Annotated in this window: 19 protein-coding genes and 1 pseudogene; 10 read left to right on the top strand and 10 right to left on the bottom strand. The window is 64.5% G+C overall.

The window, feature by feature from the left end:
- Positions 1 to 15: 15 nt before the first annotated feature.
- The 9 genes and pseudogenes from HOP51_RS04465 to HOP51_RS04425 all read right to left on the bottom strand — a co-directional run bounded on the left by HOP51_RS04465 (position 16) and on the right by HOP51_RS04425 (position 10314).
- On the bottom strand, positions 16 to 984 hold the full coding sequence (locus HOP51_RS04465) for a TRAP transporter substrate-binding protein (protein WP_234272761.1): 969 nt from the start codon (positions 982 to 984) through the stop codon (positions 16 to 18).
- A gap of 82 nt (positions 985 to 1066) precedes the next feature.
- Positions 1067 to 2099, bottom strand: a pseudogene (locus tag HOP51_RS04460) (zinc-binding alcohol dehydrogenase family protein).
- A gap of 13 nt (positions 2100 to 2112) precedes the next feature.
- Positions 2113 to 3324, bottom strand: coding sequence for a D-mannonate dehydratase ManD (gene manD / locus HOP51_RS04455; RefSeq protein ID WP_234272760.1), 1212 nt, complete (start codon positions 3322 to 3324; stop codon positions 2113 to 2115).
- Between the two features lie 45 nt (positions 3325 to 3369).
- Positions 3370 to 4791 (bottom strand): glucuronate isomerase, encoded by a 1422-nt coding sequence (gene uxaC / locus HOP51_RS04450; RefSeq protein ID WP_234272759.1) that lies wholly within the window; start codon positions 4789 to 4791, stop codon positions 3370 to 3372.
- 31 nt (positions 4792 to 4822) lie between these two features.
- Positions 4823 to 6112 carry a TRAP transporter large permease gene (locus HOP51_RS04445; protein WP_234272758.1) on the bottom strand — a complete coding sequence of 430 codons (1290 nt, stop codon included), beginning with the start codon at positions 6110 to 6112 and terminating at the stop codon, positions 4823 to 4825.
- Entirely contained in the window at positions 6109 to 6600 is a 492-nt protein-coding gene (locus HOP51_RS04440; RefSeq protein ID WP_234272757.1) for a TRAP transporter small permease, read from the bottom strand. Before HOP51_RS04440 ends, HOP51_RS04445 begins: the two co-directional genes overlap by 4 nt.
- A 98-nt stretch (positions 6601 to 6698) precedes the next feature.
- Entirely contained in the window at positions 6699 to 7658 is a 960-nt protein-coding gene (locus tag HOP51_RS04435; protein WP_234272756.1) for a C4-dicarboxylate TRAP transporter substrate-binding protein, read from the bottom strand.
- Between the two features lie 54 nt (positions 7659 to 7712).
- Positions 7713 to 8459: a GntR family transcriptional regulator gene (locus tag HOP51_RS04430; protein ID WP_234272755.1), complete on the bottom strand. Its 747-nt coding sequence runs from the start codon at positions 8457 to 8459 to the stop codon at positions 7713 to 7715.
- Between the two features lie 142 nt (positions 8460 to 8601).
- Positions 8602 to 10314: a DEAD/DEAH box helicase gene (locus HOP51_RS04425; protein ID WP_234272754.1), complete on the bottom strand. Its 1713-nt coding sequence runs from the start codon at positions 10312 to 10314 to the stop codon at positions 8602 to 8604.
- 513 nt (positions 10315 to 10827) lie between these two features.
- Between HOP51_RS04425 and HOP51_RS04420 the strand changes: the two genes are divergently transcribed.
- Genes HOP51_RS04420 through HOP51_RS04390 form a run of 7 tightly spaced genes read left to right on the top strand, consistent with a single transcriptional unit; the run spans position 10828 to position 16939 of the window.
- Positions 10828 to 11856: a substrate-binding domain-containing protein gene (locus HOP51_RS04420; protein ID WP_234272753.1), complete on the top strand. Its 1029-nt coding sequence runs from the start codon at positions 10828 to 10830 to the stop codon at positions 11854 to 11856.
- A gap of 11 nt (positions 11857 to 11867) precedes the next feature.
- On the top strand, positions 11868 to 12887 hold the full coding sequence (locus HOP51_RS04415; protein ID WP_234272752.1) for an ABC transporter substrate-binding protein: 1020 nt from the start codon (positions 11868 to 11870) through the stop codon (positions 12885 to 12887).
- The gene (locus tag HOP51_RS04410) at positions 12887 to 13726 is read left to right on the top strand and encodes an ABC transporter permease (RefSeq protein ID WP_234272751.1); all 840 of its coding nucleotides are present in this window, start codon (positions 12887 to 12889) and stop codon (positions 13724 to 13726) included. Before HOP51_RS04415 ends, HOP51_RS04410 begins: the two co-directional genes overlap by 1 nt.
- Entirely contained in the window at positions 13723 to 14514 is a 792-nt protein-coding gene (locus tag HOP51_RS04405) for an ABC transporter permease (RefSeq protein WP_234272750.1), read from the top strand. The genes HOP51_RS04410 and HOP51_RS04405 overlap by 4 nt, the downstream gene beginning before the upstream one ends.
- The gene (locus tag HOP51_RS04400) at positions 14511 to 15590 is read left to right on the top strand and encodes an ABC transporter ATP-binding protein (protein WP_234272749.1); all 1080 of its coding nucleotides are present in this window, start codon (positions 14511 to 14513) and stop codon (positions 15588 to 15590) included. Before HOP51_RS04405 ends, HOP51_RS04400 begins: the two co-directional genes overlap by 4 nt.
- Positions 15583 to 16428: a phosphodiesterase gene (locus HOP51_RS04395; protein ID WP_234272748.1), complete on the top strand. Its 846-nt coding sequence runs from the start codon at positions 15583 to 15585 to the stop codon at positions 16426 to 16428. Before HOP51_RS04400 ends, HOP51_RS04395 begins: the two co-directional genes overlap by 8 nt.
- Positions 16429 to 16483: 55 nt before the next feature.
- Positions 16484 to 16939 (top strand): YaiI/YqxD family protein, encoded by a 456-nt coding sequence (locus HOP51_RS04390; RefSeq protein WP_234272747.1) that lies wholly within the window; start codon positions 16484 to 16486, stop codon positions 16937 to 16939.
- Positions 16940 to 16947: 8 nt separating this feature from the next.
- Here the strand turns inward: HOP51_RS04390 and HOP51_RS04385 are convergent, their stop codons facing one another.
- Positions 16948 to 17952 carry a LacI family DNA-binding transcriptional regulator gene (locus tag HOP51_RS04385; RefSeq protein WP_234272746.1) on the bottom strand — a complete coding sequence of 335 codons (1005 nt, stop codon included), beginning with the start codon at positions 17950 to 17952 and terminating at the stop codon, positions 16948 to 16950.
- A gap of 433 nt (positions 17953 to 18385) precedes the next feature.
- On the opposite strand from HOP51_RS04385, the gene HOP51_RS04380 reads away from it, so the two are divergent.
- From HOP51_RS04380 to HOP51_RS04370, 3 genes are read left to right on the top strand one after another with little or no spacing between them, the layout of a single operon-like run.
- Positions 18386 to 19441, top strand: coding sequence for a sugar phosphate isomerase/epimerase family protein (locus tag HOP51_RS04380; protein ID WP_234272745.1), 1056 nt, complete (start codon positions 18386 to 18388; stop codon positions 19439 to 19441).
- 16 nt (positions 19442 to 19457) lie between these two features.
- Positions 19458 to 20624 carry a Gfo/Idh/MocA family protein gene (locus HOP51_RS04375; RefSeq protein WP_234272744.1) on the top strand — a complete coding sequence of 389 codons (1167 nt, stop codon included), beginning with the start codon at positions 19458 to 19460 and terminating at the stop codon, positions 20622 to 20624.
- The gene (locus tag HOP51_RS04370; protein WP_234272743.1) at positions 20621 to 22135 is read left to right on the top strand and encodes a sugar ABC transporter ATP-binding protein; all 1515 of its coding nucleotides are present in this window, start codon (positions 20621 to 20623) and stop codon (positions 22133 to 22135) included. Before HOP51_RS04375 ends, HOP51_RS04370 begins: the two co-directional genes overlap by 4 nt.

Genomic DNA, 22135 nt, shown 5'->3' with positions numbered 1-22135 from the left:
ACCCGCCCGGGTGGATCACAGGTTCTGGATGGCGTCGAACAGCGCGCGCTGCTCGTCGTCGAGGGCTGCTTCCACCGCCGGCCGCGCCTTCTCGGCGAATGCCTCGGTGTCGACTTCGATGAACTCCATGCCACGCTCCTGCAGGGCACGCTCCAGGCGCTGCTGGTCCTCCTCGAACAGCTCGGCCTGGTAGACCTGCATTTCCTGGGCCGCCTCGCGCACGACCTGCTGCAGCTCTTCGGGCATGCTCTCGAGGCGGTTGCGGCCGATCACCACGTAGATCCAGCTACGTACGTGGCCGGTCAGGTTCACGTAGTCCTGCACCTCGTTGAAGCTGGCGCTCTCGATCAGGCTGAGCGGGTTCTCCTGGGCCTGGATGGTGTTCTGCTGCAGGGCGGTAAACACCTCGCTGAAGGCCATCGGCGTGGGCCGCGCACCCAGCGCCTCCCAGGTGTCGACGAACAGCGGCACATTGGGTACGCGCAGGCGAATGCCGTCGAGATCGTCGGGATGACGAATCGGCTGGTTGGAGGTCAGCTCACGCGGCCCACGCTCGAACCAGGCCAGCGGCACCAGGTTGGCACGCTCGGTAATCTGCGCCTCGATCTGCTCGCCGATCTCGCTCTCCACCGCCTGGCGAAGATGCTCGGCATCGCGGAACGCATAGGGCACGGCCATCATCGCCGCCTTGGGCGCCCAGTTCTGCAGGCTCTCGCCGGTGATGGTGATGTCGGCGGTACCGAGCTGGATGCTGTTGATCACATCCATCTCGTTGCCGAGCTGCTCGTTGGGAAATATCTGCACTTCGATGCGCCCATCCGAATTTTCCTCGACGAGCTCCTTGAAGCGCACGGCGGCCTGGTGCCAGATGTTCTGCTCGTTAGCCAGGTGGCCGAAGCGCAGGGTGACGTCGGCGGCAAGCGCGGTTTGGCTGGCCATCAGGGCCGTCCCGAGGACGGCGCCGATAATGAGTCGTTTGATCATGGCGTAGCTCCTTGTTCTGCTGTTCAAGCGGTTATTGCTGTTATGTGCATCGCCGTGGCGATGTCTGCTGCGTCGAGCTGGCTCAGGCGCGGATGTCGGCACCGATGCCGATCAGCACCTTGCGAGCCCTTTCAGGATGATGGTCGAGCATGTCGATGGCCCCGGGCATGTCGTCGAAGGGCAGGCGGTGGCTGACCAGCGCCAGCGGATCGAGACGCCCCGAGGCCATGCGTTCGAGCACCTCCGGAAACTTGCGGTTGTTGAGCCGCGAGCCGACCAGGGTCAGCTCCTTCTTGATCACCTCCAACTGCACCAGATCGCTGGGGGTGGGGTTGAAGCCGAGCAGGCCGATACGCCCCGCCGGCGAGGCGATACGCAACATCTGCGGCAGCAGCGCCGGCACGCAGGCGGCATCGGCGATCAGCGGAATGCCCTCGCCGCCGGTCAACTCACGCGCCGCGGCCTCGACATCCTCCTTGCCGTGCCAGGTGCGCGTGGCACCAAGTTCACGGGCCGTGGCCAGGCGCTCCTCGATCAGGTCGATGACGGTGATGTCCTCGATACCCAGGGCGCGAGCCATCTGCAGGATAGTCAGCCCGATTACCCCGGCGCCATAGACCACCAGGCGGTCGCCGCGCAGCGGCTGCATCCGCTCCAGCACGTTGGCCGCGATGGAATAGGGTTCCACCAGCGCGCCGGCTTCCAGCCCCAGGCCCTCGGGCAGCAAGTGGACGTTGGCCGCCGGCACGTTGACCCACTCCTCGAAGCCGCCGTCGCGGTGCACACCGATTACCTGCAGCGCCCTGCACACGTTTGGGGCGGCCGATGCGGCACGGGTAGCACCGCCCGCAACTGACCACCGGGTCGATGCACACCCGGGCGCCGATCTCGATCCCTCCGACGCCCTCACCGAGTGCCTCGACCGTGCCGGCGAACTCGTGCCCGGTAATGCGAGGAAAGCGCACGAAGGCATTGTCACCGTGGATGATGTGCATGTCGGACCCGCAGATGCCGGCGAAGGCTACCTTCACCAGCACCTCGCCGGTAGCAGCACGGGGCGCCTCGACTTCGGCGATGGCATAGTCCAGTGGTGCGTTGACCTGAAAGGCTTTCATCGGTGCGCTCTCCTCACCAGTGCCACAAGGTGCCGTCTTCCAGCCGATTGACCGGAAGGCTGGCACGCTTGTAGGGGTATTGCTTGGCCAGTTCCTCGTCGATGTCGACGCCGTGCCCCGGTGCTTCGCCGACCAGGAAATGGCCATCCTCGAAGCGATAATCGTGTGGGAAGACGGCGTCGGTCTCCGGAGTATGGGGCATGTGCTCCTGAATGCCGAAGTTGGGCACCCAAGTGTCGAAGTGGACCGCCGCACCCAAGCACACCGGCGACAGGTCCGTCGGCCCATGGAAGCCGGTGCGCACGTGGTAGAGCCCGGCCAGATCGGCGATCCGCCGCATATGGGTGATGCCGCCACCGTGGGAGAGCGGTGTGCGGATGTAGTCGATCCACTGGTTCTCGATCAGCTCGCGGTAGTCGTGGATCGAGTTGAACACCTCCCCCACCGCCAGTGGCGTGGTGGTGTGCTGGCGAATCAGGCGAAAGCTCTCCTGGTTCTCGGCCGGCACGCAGTCCTCGAGCCAGAACAGGTGGTAGGGCTCCACCATCTTGCCCAGGCGCGCCGCCTCGATGGGCGTCAGCCGATGATGCACGTCGTGCAGCACGTGCAGTTCGTCGCCGAAGCGCTCGCGCACCGCAGCGAACAGCTTGGGCACATGGTTGAGGTACTTCTCGGTACTCCATACGTGCTCGGCGGGAAGCTCGGCGTCCGCCGGCTCGTAGCGCTCGCCCTCGCGCTTGGCCACGCCGTAGATGGTGGGGATGCCGGGCACGCCGGCCTGCACCCGCACGGCGCGATAGCCGAGCTTGACATGCTTTTCCACCTCGATGAGACAGCTATCGATGTCCTTGCCGGTACAATGGGCGTAGGTCATCACCCGCTCGCGGCTCTTGCCGCCAAGCAGCTGATAGAGCGGCATGCCCGCCGCCTTGGCCTTGATATCCCACAGCGCCAGATCCACCGCCGACACCGCCGCCATGGTCACCGGCCCACGGCGCCAGTAGGCCCCACGGTAGAGGTAATGCCAGATGTCCTCGATGCGGCTGGCGTCACGCCCGATCAGGGCGGGGATCACGTGCTCCTCGAGATAGGCCACCACCGCCATCTCGCGTCCGTTGAGGGTGGCGTCGCCGATGCCGTAGGTGCCCGACTCAGTGACGATCTTGAGGGTGACGAAGTTGCGCCCCGGCGAGGTGACGATCACATAGGCGTCGCTGATTTTCATGGGTATTCCGTCGCAGTCATGGGGGGTTGGCCGTTGTCTCTATCGTTATCTCTGGAACAGGTAGCGCTGCACGTTGTCGTAGCACACCGCCCGTACCAGCTCGCCGATACGGTCGAGATCGTTCGGCAGCTCGCCGTGCTGGATCTGCGCACCGAGCATCTGGCAGAAGATGCGGCGGAAGTAGTCGTGGCGGGAGAACGACAAGAGGCTGCGCGAATCGGTGAGCATGCCGACGAAGTGGCGCAGCAGGCCGAAGTTCATCTGAGTCACGAGTTGACGCTCGATGCCGTCGCGCTGGTCGTTGAACCACCAGGCGGCACCGAACTGCAGCTTGCCGGGGATGCCGTCGCTCGAAAATGAGCCGACCAGGCTCGCCAGCATCTCGTTGTCGCGAGGGTTGAGGTTGTAGACCACGGTACGAGGCAACGCCCGCTCGCGGTCCAGCGCATCGAGAATCGCCGCCAGCGGTTCGGCGTAGGTGACGTCGCCGATGGCATCGAAGCCACTGTTGGCGCCGATCTCGGCCAAGCCGCGCTGGCTCAGGCTGCGCAGCGCGCCGAGGTGGAGCTGCATCACCCAGCCACGGCGGGCGTACTCGCGCCCCAGCCACAGCAGCACCGCGGTAGTGAAGGCGGCGCTTTCGTCGCCGCTGAGCGTTTTGCCACGGCGGCGGCGATCGATCATCCGGTCGAGTTCGGCCGCGCTCGGCGGCGGAACGAACACCGGTTTCTCCAGGCTGTGGTCGGAGAGGCAGCAGCCGTGGGCGGCGAAGTGCTCGAGGCGCTGGTACAGCGTCTCGAGCAGATCGTCGTAGCCGCGGATGGGCACGCCACTGGCACGCTCCAGCTCACCGAGGTAGTCAGCGAAGTCGGGCTGATCGATCTTGAGCACGGCGTCGGCGCGGAAGGTCGGCAGCATGGCGGGCATTGCCCCGTTCCCGGCATGCCGCCGGTGCAGGGCGAGATCATCCACCGGGTCGTCGGTGGTACACACGGTGCGCACCTTGAAGCGCTCGAGGATACCCTGGGCGCTCAGTTGTGGGGTGGCCAGCCGCTCGCGTGCGGTGGTCCAGATTTCCTCGGCGGTGGCCGGTGAGAGCAGCGTGTTCTCGATACCCAGCGGGTGGCGCAGCTCCAGGTGGGTCCAGTGGTAGAGCGGGTTGCCGAGGCAGTGCGGCACCGTTTCGGCCCAGGCCTGGAAGCGCTCGCGGTCACCTGCTTCACCCGTAATGCGCCGCTCGTCTATACCGGCGATGCGCATTGCCCGCCACTTGTAGTGATCGCCCTTGAGCCACAATTCGGTGAGGTTGTCGAAGCGCACATCGCCGGCAATTTCCTCTGGGCTCAGGTGCGAATGGTAATCGCAAATCGGCATGGCCGCGGCATGCTCGTGGTAGAGCCGGCGTGCCGGCTCGTTCTTGAGCAGGAAGTCCGGTCCCATGAAAGCGATCTTGTCGGTGAAGTCCATTGAACCCTCCATAGTTATCGCTCGTTCAGGCTCAGCCCATCAGCATGTTGGGCAGGAACAGCACGATGTCGGGGAAGAAGATGATGCCGAGCACCACCACGAATACCGCCAAGGCAAATGGCAGTAGCTCACGGCTGTAATCGAAGAAGGAGCAGCGCAGGATGCCGCACACGGTGTACATCGAGATCCCCACCGGTGGGGTCATGCCGCCGAAGGTCACCAGCGTCATCATCAGCAGGCCGAAGTGCACCGGATCGATGCCGGCCGCCTTGATCACCGGCACCAGGATCGGCGTGAGCAGCATCACCACCACCGTGGCCTCGAGCAGCATACCGAGCAGCACCAACAGTACGGCGAGGGTCAGCAGCAGCGTGGCCTGGCTGGAGAAGACACCCAGGGTCAGCTCGGCGATGGTCTGCGGCACCCGCTCGAAGGAGACCACGTAGCCGATGATTCCCGAGAACATGATGATCAGCATGATCATGCCGATATCGCGCACGCTGGCATGCATCGCCGTGAGTACCTCGCGCAGCCCCATCTCACGATGGATCACGCAGCCCACCAGCAGCGCATAGGCCACAGCGAAGGCCCCCGCCTCGGTGGGGGTAAACAGGCCGTAACGGATGCCCACCAGCAGCCACACCGGAAACAGCAGTGCCCAGATACTGCTGCGTGCGGCCTTGAGCACCTCTCGGCCCGACGGCAGCCCCTCGCGTACCGGCGCGTAGCCGCGGCGCTTGGCCACGAAGAAGGTCGTCACCATCAACGCTACCATCAGCAGAAAGCCTGGCACCACGCCGGCGATGAACAGCCGCCCGATGGAGACCTCGCCCAGGTAGCCGTAGAGGATCAGGCCGATACTCGGCGGAATGGTGGCGGTGATCAACCCGCCGATGGAGAGCACCGCGCCGGAGAACCCGGGGCTGTAGCCCTCCTTGATCATGCCCTTCCCCAGCACCCGCGACTGCATGGCGGCATCGGCCACCGCCGAGCCCGACACGCCACCCATCAAGGTACTGAGCACGATACTGGCCTGGGCCAGCCCGCCGCTCATCCAGCCGGCCAGCAGCGTGGAGAGCCGTATCAAGCGCGGAGTGATGCCACTGGCATTCATCAAGTGGCCGATGAAGATGAACAGTGGCACCGCCAGCAGCGGGAACGATTGGGTAGCAGAGACGATGCGCTGTGCCCCGATGTTGGTGGGCAGGAAAGTCTCGGGCAGAAAGAAGTAGGTGAACCCGGCAATACCGATGGCAAAGGCAACGGGCATGCCAATGACCATCAGCACCAACCCCAGGCCCAGCAGCAGAGCAGCAGTCATGATGCTCCCTCCACGCTGTCGTCATCCGGCACCAGGCTCAGCACGATGCCCTTGGCCGCCACGCGACGCAGCAGGGAAACGATCATCAGGCTGGCCCCCACCGGCAGCGCCAGAGTGATATAGCCGTAGCTCAACCCGGCCACCCCCATCGGGCGCTGCCAGTTGGAGAGCGCCAGGGGAAAGCCGTAACGCACGAGCAGGGCCAGAAACCCCAGCATCAGCACCAGGCACAGCCCGGTGACCAGACGCTGCAGCGTCAGCGGCAGGCGTACCGCCAGGGCATCGATACGCACCTGCCCGCCATGGCGCAAGGTAATATCGGCACCCAGCACAGCGGTCCAGATGAACAGCAGTTGGGCCAGTTCGGCCCCCCCGGCGAAGGGCTGACCGATGGCGCGTGCCGTCGAGCTTACCAGCAGGGTCAGGGATGTCGCGCCCAGCAGCACGACGGCTAGCCAGGCTTCGAGTCGGTCGTACCAGTACCACATGTCGAAGATCCTCGGTGCCGGAACGCGGCCGGCCGATTCCATGGAACAACGTGCGAGTCGATCAGCCCTTGCCGCCATAGCGACAAGGGCCGTCAGGCTCACTCTCCCGCGGTCAATTGGTCACGGTACTGGTCGTAGCCAAGCTCCTCGTAGACGCCGGCAACGCGTTCGCGGAACAGCTCGACATCCACCTCGGTGAAAGTCACGCCCTCCGCCTCCATGCGCTCGCGCACGGCATCCTGAGCATCGGCAGTAGCCCGGCTGGCGGCCTCCCCCGCATTGTGTAGCTCCTCGTCGAGGATGGTGCGCAGCTCTTCCGGCAGCGACTGGTACCACTGCTCGGACGTGGCAAGACCGGTCATCAGATGGATATGGCCGGTCAAGGCGATGTGGGTGATCACCTCATGCAGGTTCTGGCCCTCGGCGGCGGTGAGCTGCGCCTCGGCGCCGTCGATTGCTCCCAGTTGCAGCGCGGAGTAGACCTCCGACCAGGGCAGCGGCGTGGGTGTAGCGCCCATCGATTCGATGGTGCGCAGCCACACCGGTGAGTTGATGGTGCGTACACGCACCCCTCGCAGGTCGTCGGGTGTCTCGACCAGCTTCTGGGTCAGCATGTGGCGGGACCCCTGGAACCAGTTGTAGTTGAGCAAGCGCAGGCCGCTGCTGTCGGCCAGGCTCTCGACCCAATCCTGGTAGAGCGCGGACGAGGTGATGCGTTCATAGTCGGCGTGTTCCTCGACCAGGTAGGGCGCGCTGAGAATGCCCAGCTCCGGCTGGTACTCCGCAAGCCTCCCGGCATCGATCAGCACCGCGACATTGGCGCCGCTACGAATCTGTTCGACCACGTCCTCGTCGGAACCGAGCTGGCTATTGGGGAAGACACGCACGGTGAGTTCGCCATCGGAGCGCTCCGCGATGGCCTGGCTGGCTTCCTCCATGGCCTGGACGATGGGGTCCTGGGCGCTGAGCGCCGAGGAAAGATTCAATTGATAGGCCGCGTGGGCCAGGTTGGCGCTGGCGGTCAGAACGATGGCCGCTGCGATGACGGTGGTTTTCATGTGAGCCTCCTGACGTGTGTTGTGGTTGTTACTTCGAGTGGTCTGGCGTCTTGCTCAGTACTTGCTGGCTATGGATTTATGGTGATGGCTCCTTGGGGAGTCCCCGTCGAACATCTCTGGGAAGCGACGCATGAGTTCCGGCAGCGAGTGCAGAATCTCGCGCTGATGAATACTCATGGCCCGGCCAGCCGCTTCGGGGTCCCGCTCGACAATGGCCTCGACGACCATCGCGTGCTGGTCGGTCAGCTTGGCGATCGGCGTCGACTCGGGAATGCTCAGGTAGCGGACCCGATCGAGCTGTGCCTTGACCTCCTCGGTGACGCGCCATGCCGCAGTGTGCCCCACCCCCAGCGACAGCGAACGATGGAAGGCCTCGTCGAGCTTGAAGAAGCGGTCGTAATCGTTGGGCTCGATACAGCGGCGCTGGCGTTCGATCAGCTCGCGCAACTCGTCCAGGGTGTACGCTGCCACCCCCTCCTCGGCCGCGGCACGGGCCACTGCCACCTCGATCGCCTCGCGCACGAAGCGTGCCTCGAGCACAGCCTTCCGGGAAATCCGCACCACGTAGGTACCGCGTTGCGGACGAACCTCCACCAATCCCGCCTCCGACAGCCGGATGAAAGCTTCACGCACCGGCTGACGGCTTACCGAGAAGGTGTCGGCCAGCTCCTTCTCCGACAAGGCCTGGCCGGGGGCCAGCACCATGCGGATGATCGATTGGCGCAGCACCCGATAGAGCCTCTGGCGAACCGAACCGTCGTCGCGCGCTTCCTGCCACAGGGCTTGCAGGGGGGTCGTCATGGCACCACTCCGTCTTGTCATCGCCAATTCTGAACATACTAGTATGGTAGTATGGCAATTGCCAAGCCGACACAAAAAAGCCCAGGTCGGTTTTTCCGACCTGGGCTTGGATCGTGTTCGCCGCTAGTGGCGAACGCTGCGCTTAGGCGCTGGTGCGGCGACGCACCGGCGCATCGCCGTCTTCGCGACGACGGCGCGGGGCACGCTCGGGCGCACCGCTGTCTTCGCTGATCTCAAGCGCACGACCGGCGACGCGAGCGCGGGCCATCTTGGCCAGAATGCTCGGCGGCAGCGAACTCGGCAGCTCCACCACCGAGAAGGCATTGCGGATGTCGATGCGACCGATCCGCGAACCTTCAATGCCACCCTCGTTGGCCAGGGCGCCGACCAGCTGGCCCGGCTTGACGCCATCCTTGTGACCGACGGCGACACGGTAACGGGTCATGCCCTCGCTCGGACCACGATCGCGGCGCGGCGACTTGCCATCGCGCGGGGAACGATCACCGCGGTCGGCACGCTCCTTGCGCGGCGCCTGGAGGCGACCGATGGGTGCCTCGTCGGCGCGTGCCAGGGCGGCAAAGGCGCAGGCCAGCTCAATGGGGTCGTAGCCCTCGCTTACCAGGCGCTCGACCAGTGCACGCTGCTCGTCGGCGCCGGCAGTCAGCGCGGCGATGACGCGCTGGTGGAACACCTCGTCGCGGTGAGCGCGGATGGCGGCCTCGTCGGGCAGCGCCATCTCGGTCATGCGCTGTCCGGTGGCCTGCTCCAGCCAGCCGATCTTGCGGCCTTCGCGGAAGCCGGCGAAGGTGATCGCCACGCCTTCGCGACCGGCACGGCCGGTACGACCGATACGGTGGGTATAGGCCTCGCTGTCCTGGGGCAGGTCGTAGTTGATCACGTGGGTGATGCGCGGCACGTCGAGGCCGCGGGCGGCCACGTCGGTGGCAATCAGCACGTCGATCTTGCCGCGCTTGAGGCGCTGAATGGTGCGCTCACGCAGGCTCTGGTCCAGGTCGCCGGAGAGGCTGGCCACGTTCACGCCGCGAGTGGAGAGCTGCTCCATCAACGTGGTGCAGGCCGCCCGGGTACGCACGAAGACGATCGCGGCGTCCACCGGCTCGACCTCGAGGATACGCGCCAGCGCTTCCAGCTTGGCACCGCCGTCGACCCGCACCAAGCGCTGCTCGATACTCTCGGCAGTGGTGGTGCGCGACTCGATGGCGACCTTGACCGGATCGACCAGGTAGCGGTTGACGATGCGCTCGATCTCGGCCGGCAGGGTGGCGGAGAAGAACACGCGCTGGGCATCCTGCGGGGTATCGGCGACCACGCGCTTGACGTCATCGATAAAGCCCATGCGCAGCATCTCGTCGGCTTCGTCCAGCACCAGGGAGGAGAGGCCGTCGAGCTTGAGGCTGCCACGGTCGAGGTGATCGATCACCCGACCCGGCGTGCCCACCACCACCTGGGCGCCACGCTTGAGCGCACCCAACTGTTCACGATATTCCTGGCCACCGCACAGGGTGGCCACTTCCAGGCCCTGCAAATTCTGGCCGTACTTGGTAAAGGAGACGGCCACCTGCTGGGCCAGCTCGCGGGTCGGCGCCAGCACCAGCACCTGGGGCTCACGTCGGGTCATCTCGAGACGCGACAGCAACGGCAGGGCAAAGGCCGCGGTCTTGCCGGTACCGGTCTGGGCCTGGCCCAGCATGTCACGCCCTTCCAGCAGCGCCGGAATGGTCTGTGCCTGAATTGGTGAAGGAGTTTCGTAACCCAGTGTTTCTACAGCGGCAAGAACGGCAGGCAGCAGAGCAAGATCGCCGAAGCTCGGCGAGGCGACAGAAGTCGAGGTCATCAATCACACCTTGGTAGGCCGGCACTCGCCGGCAATCACATTGAGGCATCCCCGACACAGCCATGCGGCATGGTCGGTAGCCCTGTCATCCGACCGATTTGGCCCAGACAGAGCGATCACGTTTTACGTGGACGCCGGTCGCACCTGGCATCCGGCTCGTCTCCTTGGACACGAACCGCTGTGGCGACCTTTTTGCGCCGATGTCGCCCGATTGGCGGCATCCTGTAGCGCTCCATCTTCACATCTCGGACGCGGCAGCAATGGCTGTCGTCTCGGTGATTGCCTCTCGTACGCGTGGCATACGGAGCGAATCGTCATGATGGCGGGGTCAGCACATGCGAGGAGGGCGCATGCTATCACGCCGCATGCCGCCTTGCCAGCGTTATCGCCCTTGCGTGACTGCCACCGAACTGCCACTCGATCATCATCGTTTCGTCATTAGGTGCATCTACAGTCAGTCAGTAGCGTAATGAGATCGATCTCATTGTGTTCACGAATATGATGAGGTGGTGAATGGCAAACCTGCTCAGCGTGGCAAAACTAGCAGGGGTCTCCCGGGCCACGGCGGCCCGGGCCTTTTCCTCGCCGGAAAGCCTACGCCCCGAAACCCACCGGCGTGTGATGGAAGCGGCCCGTGTTCTCGGATTTCGTCCCAACAAGGTGGCACAACAGTTGCGCACCCGTGCCACCCGGATGCTCGGCGTCATGGTCCCCAGCCTCGACAACCCGGTGTTCGCCGAGCAGTTGCAGGCCATGGAGGAGGCAGCTCGAGCCGCTGGCTATTCCTTGATCGTCACCACGAGCGGCTACGACCCTGGCCGAGAGGAAGCCATCGTCGAGGAGATGTTACGTCAACGGGTCGACGGATTGGCCCTCACCGTGGCCGAGGCGGACCACAGCGCGGTGCTCGTCAAGCTACGCCGGGAGAGCACGCCTTGCCTCCTGGTGCACAACCCTCCCGTCGCCCCATGCTTTCCTTCTGTTGGGGTGGACAATCGCGCCGCCATGGCCGACGCGACCCGCTACCTCATCGCCCAGGGCCATCGACGCATCGGCATGATCGGCGGCCCGTTACTGCAATCGGACCGTGCCCGGCTGCGCCACGAGGGCTACCGCGAGGCCATGGAGGCCGCTGGCCTCACGCCTCTTGCCTTGATCGAAATGCCCCGCCACACCCAGGTCGCCCTATCCCGACTGGCACCCGCCTTGGGAGGGACTGAAGGACTGACGGCCGTGCTCTGCACCAACGACTTGCTGGCCATCAGTCTGATCGGCGAACTACGACGCAGCGGACGCTCAGTGCCAGGAGACTTGTCGGTGATGGGCTTCGATGGCATCGAGCTTGGTCGTCATCTTTATCCCTCGCTCTCCACCGTGGTACAGCCCCGCGCCGAGTTCGGTCGCGTAGCGGTGGACACCCTGCTTGCCCTGATACGGGGAGCGACCCCACAGCCGCTCCCCCTGCCCCACGTCCTGCGTGAGGGCGAAAGCGCCGGCGCACTTCCGGCATCCCGCCAAGCCCCAGAACCCTACGATCCTTAGAGGAACACACCATGACCTTTCCACGTCTACGCCATACCCTGCTGGCTGCCGCCCTGCTAGGCATCAGCGGACTTTCCTCCGCCGCGCAGGCCAGCGGCAATGCGATCTGCTACAACTGCCCCCCGGAGTGGGCCGACTGGGGTTCCCAACTGCGTCTGATCCAACAGGAAACCGGCATCAACGTGCCGCAGGACAACAAGAACTCCGGCCAATCGCTGGCTCAACTCGTCGCCGAGCGCAACAATCCCGTAGCGGATGTCGTCTACTACGGCGTCAGCTTCGGCATCCAAGCCATGGAAGAGGACGTCATCGAGCCCTACCAGCCCTCGCATTGGGACGAAATTCCTGATGGACTCAAAGATCCAGAGGGCCATTGGTTCACTATCCACTCCGGCACCATGGGACTGATGGTCAACGTCGATGCTCTCGATGGCGCACCCGTTCCCACCTCCTGGTCCGACCTGCTCAAGCCCGAATATCGCGGCATGGTCGGCTACCTCGATCCTGCCAGTGCCTTCGTTGGTTATGTCGGCGCAGTGGCCATCAACCTGGCTCTCGGCGGTGACATGGATGACTTCACTCCGGCTATCGACTATTTCAACGAACTTGCCGACAACCAGCCCATCGTGCCGCAGCAGACCAGCTACGCACGGGTGCTTTCCGGCGAGATTCCCATTTTGCTCGACTACGATTTCAACGCCTACCGAGCCCGCCACAGCGACGGTGCGAACGTGGAGTTCGTGATTCCCGAGGAAGGCAGTGTGGTAGTGCCCTACGTGATGAGCCTGGTGAAGAACGGTCCCAATCCCGACAACGGCCGTGCGGTGCTGGACTTCGTGCTGTCCGATCAGGGACAAGCGGTGTGGGCGAACGCCTACCTGCGCCCGGTGCGCGAAAGCGCCATCTCCGAGGAGGCTCGCGAAGTATTCCTCCCCGACAGCGACTATGCCCGCGCCAAGACCGTGGATTACGACGCCATGGCCGAGGCACAGCGAGGCTTCTCCGAGCGTTATCAGACCGAGGTGCGCTGATGCTCCAGCAGGTAAACCGGCGCCAGCGAAAGCTGGCGCTGTTCACCCTGGCGCCGGCAATGGCGGTGTTCGGCGCCTTCTGGCTACTGCCCTTCACTCGCTTGGTGGTAATGGGAACGGAGCTTGACCGGGCCAGCGGTATGAGCGCTTACTTCGCCATCCTCACCCAGCGCCAGTACCTCGTCAGCCTGGGCACCACCCTGGGGATATCGCTGGCAGTCTCGGCATTGGCCGTTCTGATCGCCGGCGTGGCAGGCTTCTTTCTCGCCCGCCACTCCTTTCCCGGCAAGGCGGTATTGGTCGCCATTCTCACCTTCCCGCTGGCCTTTCCCGGTGTGGTGGTGGGCTTTCTCGTCATCATGCTGGGAGGGCGTCAGGGCGCCTTGGCACAATTCAGCATGTGGCTGTTCGACGAGCGCTGGATGTTCGCCTACTCCCTCTCGGGTCTATTCGTCGGCTATCTCTACTTTTCCATCCCCCGCGTCATCACTACCGTAATGGCGGCCTGTGAAACCCTGGACCGCAGCCTGGAGGAGGCCGCACGCTCACTGGGTGCCAGCCCCTGGCGGGTCACTCGCGATGTGATAATACCCGGCATCGCGCCAGCCCTGCTTTCCACTGCGGCGATCTGCTTCGCCACCAGCATGGGTGCCTTTGGCACTGCTTTCACCTTGGGCACCAGAATGAGCATCATGCCGCTGACGATCTACGGCGAGTTTACCAATTACGCCAACTTCGCCATGGCCGCGGCGCTCTCGGTAGTGCTCGGCGCAATCACCTGGTTGGCGCTGAGCCTGTCCCGCAAGCTGGCCGACACCAGCCTGGGAGCACCGGCATGAGCCGCTTACGCTTCTGCCTGCAGTTGGGCTTCACCCTAACGGTGTGCCTGTTCATGATCGTACCGGTGATCATGTCGGTCATGGCCGGGCTCACCGCCAACTATTTCGTCGGCCTGGAGAGCGGCCTGACACTACGCTGGGTGCAAGAGGTGTGGGCACTCTACGCCGATACCATCTGGCTCTCTATCCGGCTCGCCCTGGCCTGCCTGTGCTTCACCGTGCTGCTTGGCGTGCCCGCGGCATACGGCTTGCTGCGCAGCAAGCGCCGTTGGGCCAACGCCATCGAGGAGGCATTGCTGCTACCGGTGGCAATACCAGGGCTGGCGACGGCGCTGGCCCTGCTGCTGGCCTACGGTCACATGCGAGGATTCCGCGAGAGCTGGCTGTTTATCCTCATCGGGCATGTTCTCTTCACCCTGCCGTTCATGATCCGCCCGGTGCTGGCAGTGATGCGTGGCGCCCGGCTGGCTGAGCTGGAGGAGGCCGCCGCCAGTCTTGGCGCCGGCTTCAGGCAACGCTTCCTCGGCGTAGTGGTGCCTAACTGCGTAGGCGGCATACTCGCCGGAGCGCTGATGGTGGTGACGCTCTCCATCGGAGAATTCAACATCACCTGGATGCTGCACACGCCGCTCAACAAGACCTTGCCGGTAGGCCTGGCCGACAGCTACGCCTCAATGCGGCTGGAAATCGGCTCTGCCTACACGCTGATCTTTCTCGCCATGACCCTGCCTCTACTTGTCGTAATCCAATGGGCAGGGCGTTTCGCCAATCGTTCGAGAACGCCATGACTTCCACCTCCATTACTCTCGAAGGGTGCGGACGTACCTTTCCCGGCGGCCAGGTTGCACTGCACCCGCTGAATCTCACTATCGCCGCTGGCGAAACCCTGGTCCTGCTCGGCCCATCCGGTTGCGGCAAGACCACCACCCTTCGCATCATCAGCGGCCTGGAAAGCCCGGACGCCGGCGGTCGCGTCCGCTTCGGCGAGCGTGATGTCACCGCCCTGCCCATCGAGAAACGCGACGTAGGCATGGTATTTCAAAATTATGCACTCTTTCCCAACATGAACGTTGCCGACAACATTGCCTACGGCCTACGGATCAAAGGCTTGTCCCGCGATGCGATCCGCCAACGGCTGGTCGAGGTGATGGCCATGGTCGATCTCCAGGGCTTCGACACGCGGCGCATTCACGAACTCTCCGGCGGCCAGAAACAGCGCGTGGCGCTGGCACGAGCCATTGCTGTGCGGCCAAAGGTATTGCTGTTTGACGAACCACTGGCAGCACTGGACGCGAAACTGCGCGACCGGCTTCGCCTGGAAATCGGCCAACTACTACGAGAGCTTGGTACTACTGCCGTTTACGTTACCCACGACCAGGCCGAGGCCATGGCTCTGGGCGATCGTATCGCCGTGATGCAAGCGGGGCGCATCGCCCAACTCGCCACACCCAGGGAAATCTATCATCGCCCTACCAGCACCTTCGTGGCGGATTTCATAGGCGCCGTCAACCGCCTGGAGGTACACGCCACTCTGGCTGACCACCGCTTGCGTGTGAGCGGAGGCGAACTGCACGCACCGCACCTCACTGGAGTGGAAGCAGTCTATTGCCGTCCAGAAGACATTCAGATAGCGGCGGATGGCAACACTGACTTGAGAGGCGAGGTGCGACAGAGCATCTTTCTTGGCCAAAGCCAGCGTCTGTTGGTAGACCTTGGCAACAACACATTCCTACAGGTTGAGACCGCTTCGCGCCGCCAGTGGCGTACTGATGAGCCCATTGGTCTCCTGCTACCACCAGAAATCCTGTTTCATCCCGAGCGTCATGCGTGTCCGGCCAAGAACCTGGAGGCAAACCATGCATGACCCGAACTCAAGCAAGCATTTTCTGATTGCCCAGATCAGCGATCCACACATCAAGACCAATGGGCGCCTCTCTTACCGCCAAGTGGACACCGCCAGAGCGTTGCAGCGGGCCATCGAGACCCTCAATACACTGACGCCCTCACCGGAGCTGGTACTGATCAGCGGCGACCTGACCGACTTTGGCCGCCCCGAGGAGTACGCCGCTTGCAAGGCGTTGCTGGAGAAGCTCCATGCGCCCTATTACCTGATTCCCGGTAACCACGACGATCGCGCCGCCATGCGCGATGCCTTCGCTCAGCACGATTATCTTTTTCAGCACCCTCGTTTCCTGCAATGGGTCGTGGAAGACCATCCGGTGCGGCTGATAGGACTTGACTCCAGCGTGCCCGGGCTACCCCATGGCGAACTCTGCGCCGAACGCCTAGGCTGGCTTGACGAGACCTTGAAGAAGCGGCCCGAGCTTCCCACCCTGGTGATGCTGCACCACCATCCTTTTACCAGCGGCATCACCCACATGGACCGTCAGCCCCTGCGCGAGCCGACGGCTCTGGCGGAGGTGATCGCGCGCCACCCCCAAGTGGAGCGGGTACTCTGTGGCCACCTGCATCGCGCGATTCAGACACGCTTCGCCGGCACCCTGGCCATGAGCTGTCCCGGTGTATCTCACCAGGTCAGCCTGGATCTCGAACCAGGCGGCCCCTCAGGCTTTCACCTCGAGCCACCGGGCTATTTGCTGCACCAGTGGAGCTTCACCCACGGCCTGGTGACTCACCAAGGCTTCATTGGCGATTATCCCGGCCCCTTCCCTTTCTATGATGAACACGGCCTGATCGATTGATCGGTGAAAGCTGGGTGCATGCTATTATCCTGCCCCCGTCTCATGAGGAGCGCTCATGCCCACACTATGGGTTGATGCTGATGCCTGCCCGAAGGTCGCACGCGAGATCATCGTACGCGCCGCGGAGCGTACTACCACCATGGCCTGGTTCGTTGCCAATCACGCCGTGCCCCTGCCGCCCTCGAAGTGGGTCAGGTCGCTGTCGGTGAGCCATGGTTTCGATGCCGCCGATAACGAGATCGTGGCCCGCCTCGAGCCCGGCGACCTGCTGATCAGCTCCGACCTGCCGCTAGCCCTGGTGGCCATCGACAAGGGCGCAGCGGTGATGACCACTCGCGGCGAAATCCTCGACAAGAACAACATTCGCGCCAGGGTACAGATGCGGGATTTCATGGAAACCCTGCGCTCGAGCGGCGAGCATACCGGCGGCCCCAAGGGCTACAACGAGGCCGACCGGCGCGAGTTCGCCAATGCGCTGGACAGGTGGCTGGCGAAGCAACGCAGGCCATAGCGCAGCGATCAGTCGGCCGGCCGCCCGGTACTCTTGCGTACGATGAGTTGCGTGCTCAGGATCTGCCGTCGCACCACGCCCTCCCCTGCCAAGATGCTCAACAGCATGCGCATCGCCTGCTGGCCGATCTCGTGACGGGGCTGGCTGACGGTGGTCAGCTCCGGCTCGCAGTACTCGCTGAAGCCGATGTTGTCGAAGCCCACCACCGAGAGTGCCTCGGGCACGCCAATGCCGAGCTGACGGGCCGCCTTGAGCACGCCGATGGCCATCTCGTCGCTATGGCAGAAGATCGCGCTGGGCCGTGCAACGGTGTCCTCGAGCAGTGCCAGCCCCTGCTGATAGCCCGAGCGAAAACCGAAGTCGCCCTCCACTACCCGCGCCGAACCCGACAAACCCCGGGCGGCCAGCGTGTCTCGATACCCGAGGGTTCGATCGCAACAAATAGGGTTGTCGGCAGGGCCGGAGACAGAGGCGATACGCTCGTGGCCCAGCGAAACCAGATAATCGATGGCGTGGGCAGTGGCCTGATAGTTGTCGATGGCGACGGTCGGCAGGTCGATGTCGGAGAAGGATTCGCAGGCCATGACCAGCGGCGAATCCACACGGGCGTCGGCGTGACTGACCAGCGCACGGGGAATGTCGGAGGTCAGCAGAATGATGCCGTCGGCCTGATTGGTCGGCAGCAGGTTGAAATAAGCCTCGGCCCTGGCCGGGTCGCGCTCGCAATCGCCGATCAGTACCTGGTAGCCAGCCTGGTGAGCCACCTCCTCCATGCCGTTGATAATCTCGGAGAAGAACGGGTTGGAAATGTCAGGCAGCAGCGTGACGATCGTTCGCGACTCGGCACGGCGCAGGTTGCGTGCCGCTACATTGGGGGCATAGCCGACCTCGGCAATGGCACGCGCCACACGCTGCCGGGTGGCCTCCGTGACCTTCTCGGGGTTGGCCAGCGCCCGTGACACGGTAGCCGTGGAACAGCCTGCCGCCTTGGCGACGTCCTTGATCGTGGGCATGGAGAGAGTTCGCTTGGCTGCTGGCTTGGCTTTTAGCATAACGAGGTCGTCCCGCCGCGGTAACGCCGTGGCCGGCACCGTCCCGCCACGCTCATCTTATTGTGAGTTGGCTATCCTTGGAATGTAAAGCGTTACACCAGAACATGGGCCAGTGCATCTTCCACGACTCCTCTCGGCCGCACTGCATGAGCGGCTCGAGGCCTCCTTCTTTAGTCGAAGACCCTGCGTCCTATTACCAAGTTTTGATGGGTAACCAAGCCCGCAGCCAACGCATTTCACCTATCCGTGCGGCCTCCATTCGCTGCTTCGACAACCCTTGGCACTGCCTTGACCCTCGTTGACCTTGCTGCTGCAATGTAATCCATTACATTCACCAGACATCTTCCGGCAGGCTTCCGCCCGCGCCCGGCAAGACCGACACGCGAGGTGCTCAATGAAAACCATCAAGGGGCCGGCCCTGTTCCTGGCACAGTACGTCGGCGACGAGCCGCCCTTCGACAACCTGGAAGGCATCGCCCATTGGGCCTCCGGGCTGGGTTTCCAAGGTGTTCAGATCCCTACTTGGGACAAGCGCCTGTTCGACCTGGAGCGCGCCGCCGAAAGCCAGGAGTACTGCCAGGAACTCCAGGCCATGCTGGCCGGGCACGGCTTGGTCATCACCGAGCTTTCCGCCCACCTGCAGGGGCAACTGGTGGCAGTGCATCCGGTCTACGACAGTCTGTCCGACGGCTTCGCGCCGGCCGAGCTGCACGGCGACCCCGAGGCGCGCCAGGCTTGGGCCGTGGAGCAGCTCAAGCTCGCCGCCCGGGCCAGCGCCAACCTGGGGTTGAATGCGCTGGCCACTTTCTCCGGTGCGCTGCTGTGGCCTTTCCTCTATCCCTTCCCGCAGCGTCCCGCCGGCCTGGTGGAGGAGGGTTTCGCCGAACTGGCCACGCGCTGGAAGCCGATTCTCGACGTCTGCGACAGCGAAGGCGTCGACCTCTGCTTCGAAATACACCCCGGCGAGGACCTTCACGACGGCATCACCTTCGAGCGCTTCCTCGCCGCGGTCGACGAGCACCCGCGCTGCTGCATCCTCTACGACCCGTCGCACATGGTGCTGCAGCAGCTCGACCACCTGGCCTTCCTCGATCGCTACCACCGGCGCATCCGCATGTTTCATGTCAAGGATGCCGAGTTCCACCCCTCCGCCCAGCAAGGCGTCTACGGCGGCTACAGCTCCTGGGTGGAGCGCGCCGGGCGCTTCCGCTCGCTGGGCGACGGCCAGGTTGATTTCAAGGGCATCTTCTCGCGCCTGGCGCAGTACGACTTCGAAGGCTGGGCGGTGATCGAGTGGGAGTGCGCCCTCAAGCACCCCGAACAGGGAGCCGCCGAGGGGGCCCGGTTCGTTGCCGAGCACATCATTCGGGTGACCGATCGCGCCTTCGACGACTTCGCCGACGCCGGCACCGACCGCCAAGCCAATCGCGCCCTGCTGGGGCTCGACTGACCCGAGGAGACCGGACATGAACGCAACATCATGCAACGAGACGACGCGGCGGCTACGGCTGGCCATGGTCGGCGGCGGCCAGGGCGCGCTGATCGGCGGCGTGCATCGCATCGCCGCGCGCATGGACGATCGCTTCGAGCTGGTGGCCGGCAGCTTCTCGTCGCAGCTCGAGCGCAACCGGGCCACTGCCCGTGAGCTGGGCGTCGCCGAGTCACGCTGCTATGCCGATTACCAGGCCCTGCTGGCCGGCGAGGCGGAGCGCAGCGATGGCGCCGAGGTCGTCGCCATCGTCACGCCCAACCACCTGCACTTCCCGGCGGCGTTGGCCTGCCTGGAAGCGGGCAGGCATGTGATCTGCGAGAAGCCGATGACGCTGAGCGTGGACGAGGCGCAGCAACTGGCGGCCGCCGTCGAAGCCAGCGGCAAGCGCTTCGTGCTGGCGCATAACTACGTCGGCTACCCACTGGTCCAGCATGCCCGCGAGCTGGTGGCTCGCGGTGAGCTGGGGCGCATTCGCAGCGTGCAGGTGGAGTACCTCCAGGAGTGGCTCAGCGAGGCGCCCGGGCCGGACAACCGCCAGGCCGCATGGCGCCTGGATCCGGCCAGGGCCGGGGCGACGGGCTGCCTGGGCGATATCGGCGTGCACGCCTTCCACCTGGCCCAGTTCATCTGCGGTCAGCGCGTCAGCGAGGTCAGCGCCGAGCTGTTCAACGCCGTGCCGGGACGCGAGCTCGACGACAACGTCCACGCCCTGCTGCGCTTCGTCGGCGGCGCCAGGGGCATGCTGTGGGCCAGCCAGACCGCCCCCGGCTTCGAGAACGGGCTCAGCATCCGCGTGGTGGGCGAGAAGGCGAGCCTGCGCTGGGCGCAGGAGTCGCCCAACGAGCTCCACTTCTCCCCGCTCGACGGCCCGGCCCAGCGCCTGACGCGCCGCGACGACCGGCTCGGCGCCGACATCGCCCGTGGCATTCGTATTCCCGGTGGTCACCCGGAGGGCTACCTGGAAGCCTTTGCCAACCTCTACCAGGCGCTCAGCGACGGCCTCAACGAAGGTACTGAAACGCCCTGGCTGCCGGGCGTGGAGGATGGCGTCGACGGCATGCACTTCATCGCCGCCACGCTTGCCTCTAGCCGCGCGGCAGGCGCCTGGACCGCCTTGCAAGGTGCGGGAGGCGCCCCATGAGCCGCCCCATCCTGCGCCTGGGAGGGATCGGCAAGAGCTTCGGACCGGTCACGGTGCTCGAAGACATCGCCTTCGACCTCGCTCCCGGCGAGGTGGTGGGCATCCTCGGCGAGAATGGCGCCGGCAAGTCGACCCTGCTCAAGATCATCAGCGGTGTCTATACGCCCAGCGCCGGCCGGATAATCCTCGACGGACAGACCTTCAGCGCACTCGACCCGATCACGGCCCGCCGCCATGGCGTGGCGATGATTCCCCAGGAGTTCAACCTGATCTCGACCCTGCGGGTCTACGAGAACGTCTTCCTGGGCCAGGAGATTCGTCGCGGCGGCCTGCTCGACCGCGCGCGAATGCGCCAGCGCACCCGCGAAGTGCTGCACTCGCTGGAAGTGGAGCTCGACCCCGAGCTGCCCATCGAAAGGCTCAGCGTGGCCGAGCGCCAGATGGTCGAGGTGGCCCGGGTACTGGTTCACGAGGCACGCATCGTGATCCTCGACGAACCCACCACGGTGCTGACCGACCGCGAGGTCGCGGTGCTGTTCAACGTGGTGCGCGCACTGGTCGCCAAGGGCGTGGCGGTACTGTTCATCTCGCACAAGCTCAAGGAGGTCAAGCAGCTCTGCGACCGGCTATTGATCCTGCGCGACGGCCAGCAGATCGACCTGTGCCCTACCGGCAAGCTCAGCGAAGAGGACATGGCCTGCAAGATGGTCGGCCGCGAACTGTCGCAGCTCTTTCCTGACAAGCGCGCCACACCGGGAGCCGCAGCCCTGCGGGTGAGGGGCCTGAGCGTGCCCAGCCTGCTGCATGACATCGACTTCACCCTTCATTGCGGCGAGGTGCTGGGCCTCTCCGGCCTGGTCGGCTCGGGGCGCACCGAGATCGCCGAAACGATCATGGGGCTACGGCGCAAGAGTGCCGGCGAGATCGAACTGAACGGCAAGCCGCTGACCATCGATTCACCGCGCGCAGCACATGCCAACGGCCTGGCCTACCTGTCGGAAGACCGCCAGGGCAAGGGCTTGGTGCTGTCGTTCAATGTGATGCAGAACATCACCGCGCTGAGCCTGCCACGCTACGTGCGCGGGCTGATCCGTCATCGCGCCGAGCGGCGACGCGCCGAGGAGTACCAGCAACGCCTGGCGATCAAGGCGGCGCGACTCAGCGACCCGGTGCAGCTGCTCAGCGGCGGCAACCAGCAGAAGGTGTATCTCGCCAAGCTGCTGGACATCGACCCCGAGGTGCTGATCCTCGACGAGCCCACCCGGGGCATCGACATCAATACCAAGCAGCAGATCTATCGGCTGATCCGCTCGCTCACCGACCAGGGCAAGGCGGTGCTGATCATCTCCTCGGAGCTGGAGGAGATCATCGGCCTGTGCAACCGGGTGCTAGTGATACGCGAGGGGCGCATCGCCGCCGAACTCGACGACGACAAGATCAACGAACGGGACATCATGCTCTACGCCTCCGGTGCACGTCAGCGCGGCCAGGCAGGGGCCGAGGTACATTGA

Source organism: Billgrantia zhangzhouensis (genome assembly GCF_021404465.1).
In the GTDB taxonomy this organism is placed as follows: Bacteria; Pseudomonadota; Gammaproteobacteria; order Pseudomonadales; family Halomonadaceae; genus Halomonas; species Halomonas zhangzhouensis.
The sequence above is the reverse complement of the archived record's forward strand: the minus strand, read 5'-3'. Positions and strand labels throughout refer to the sequence as shown.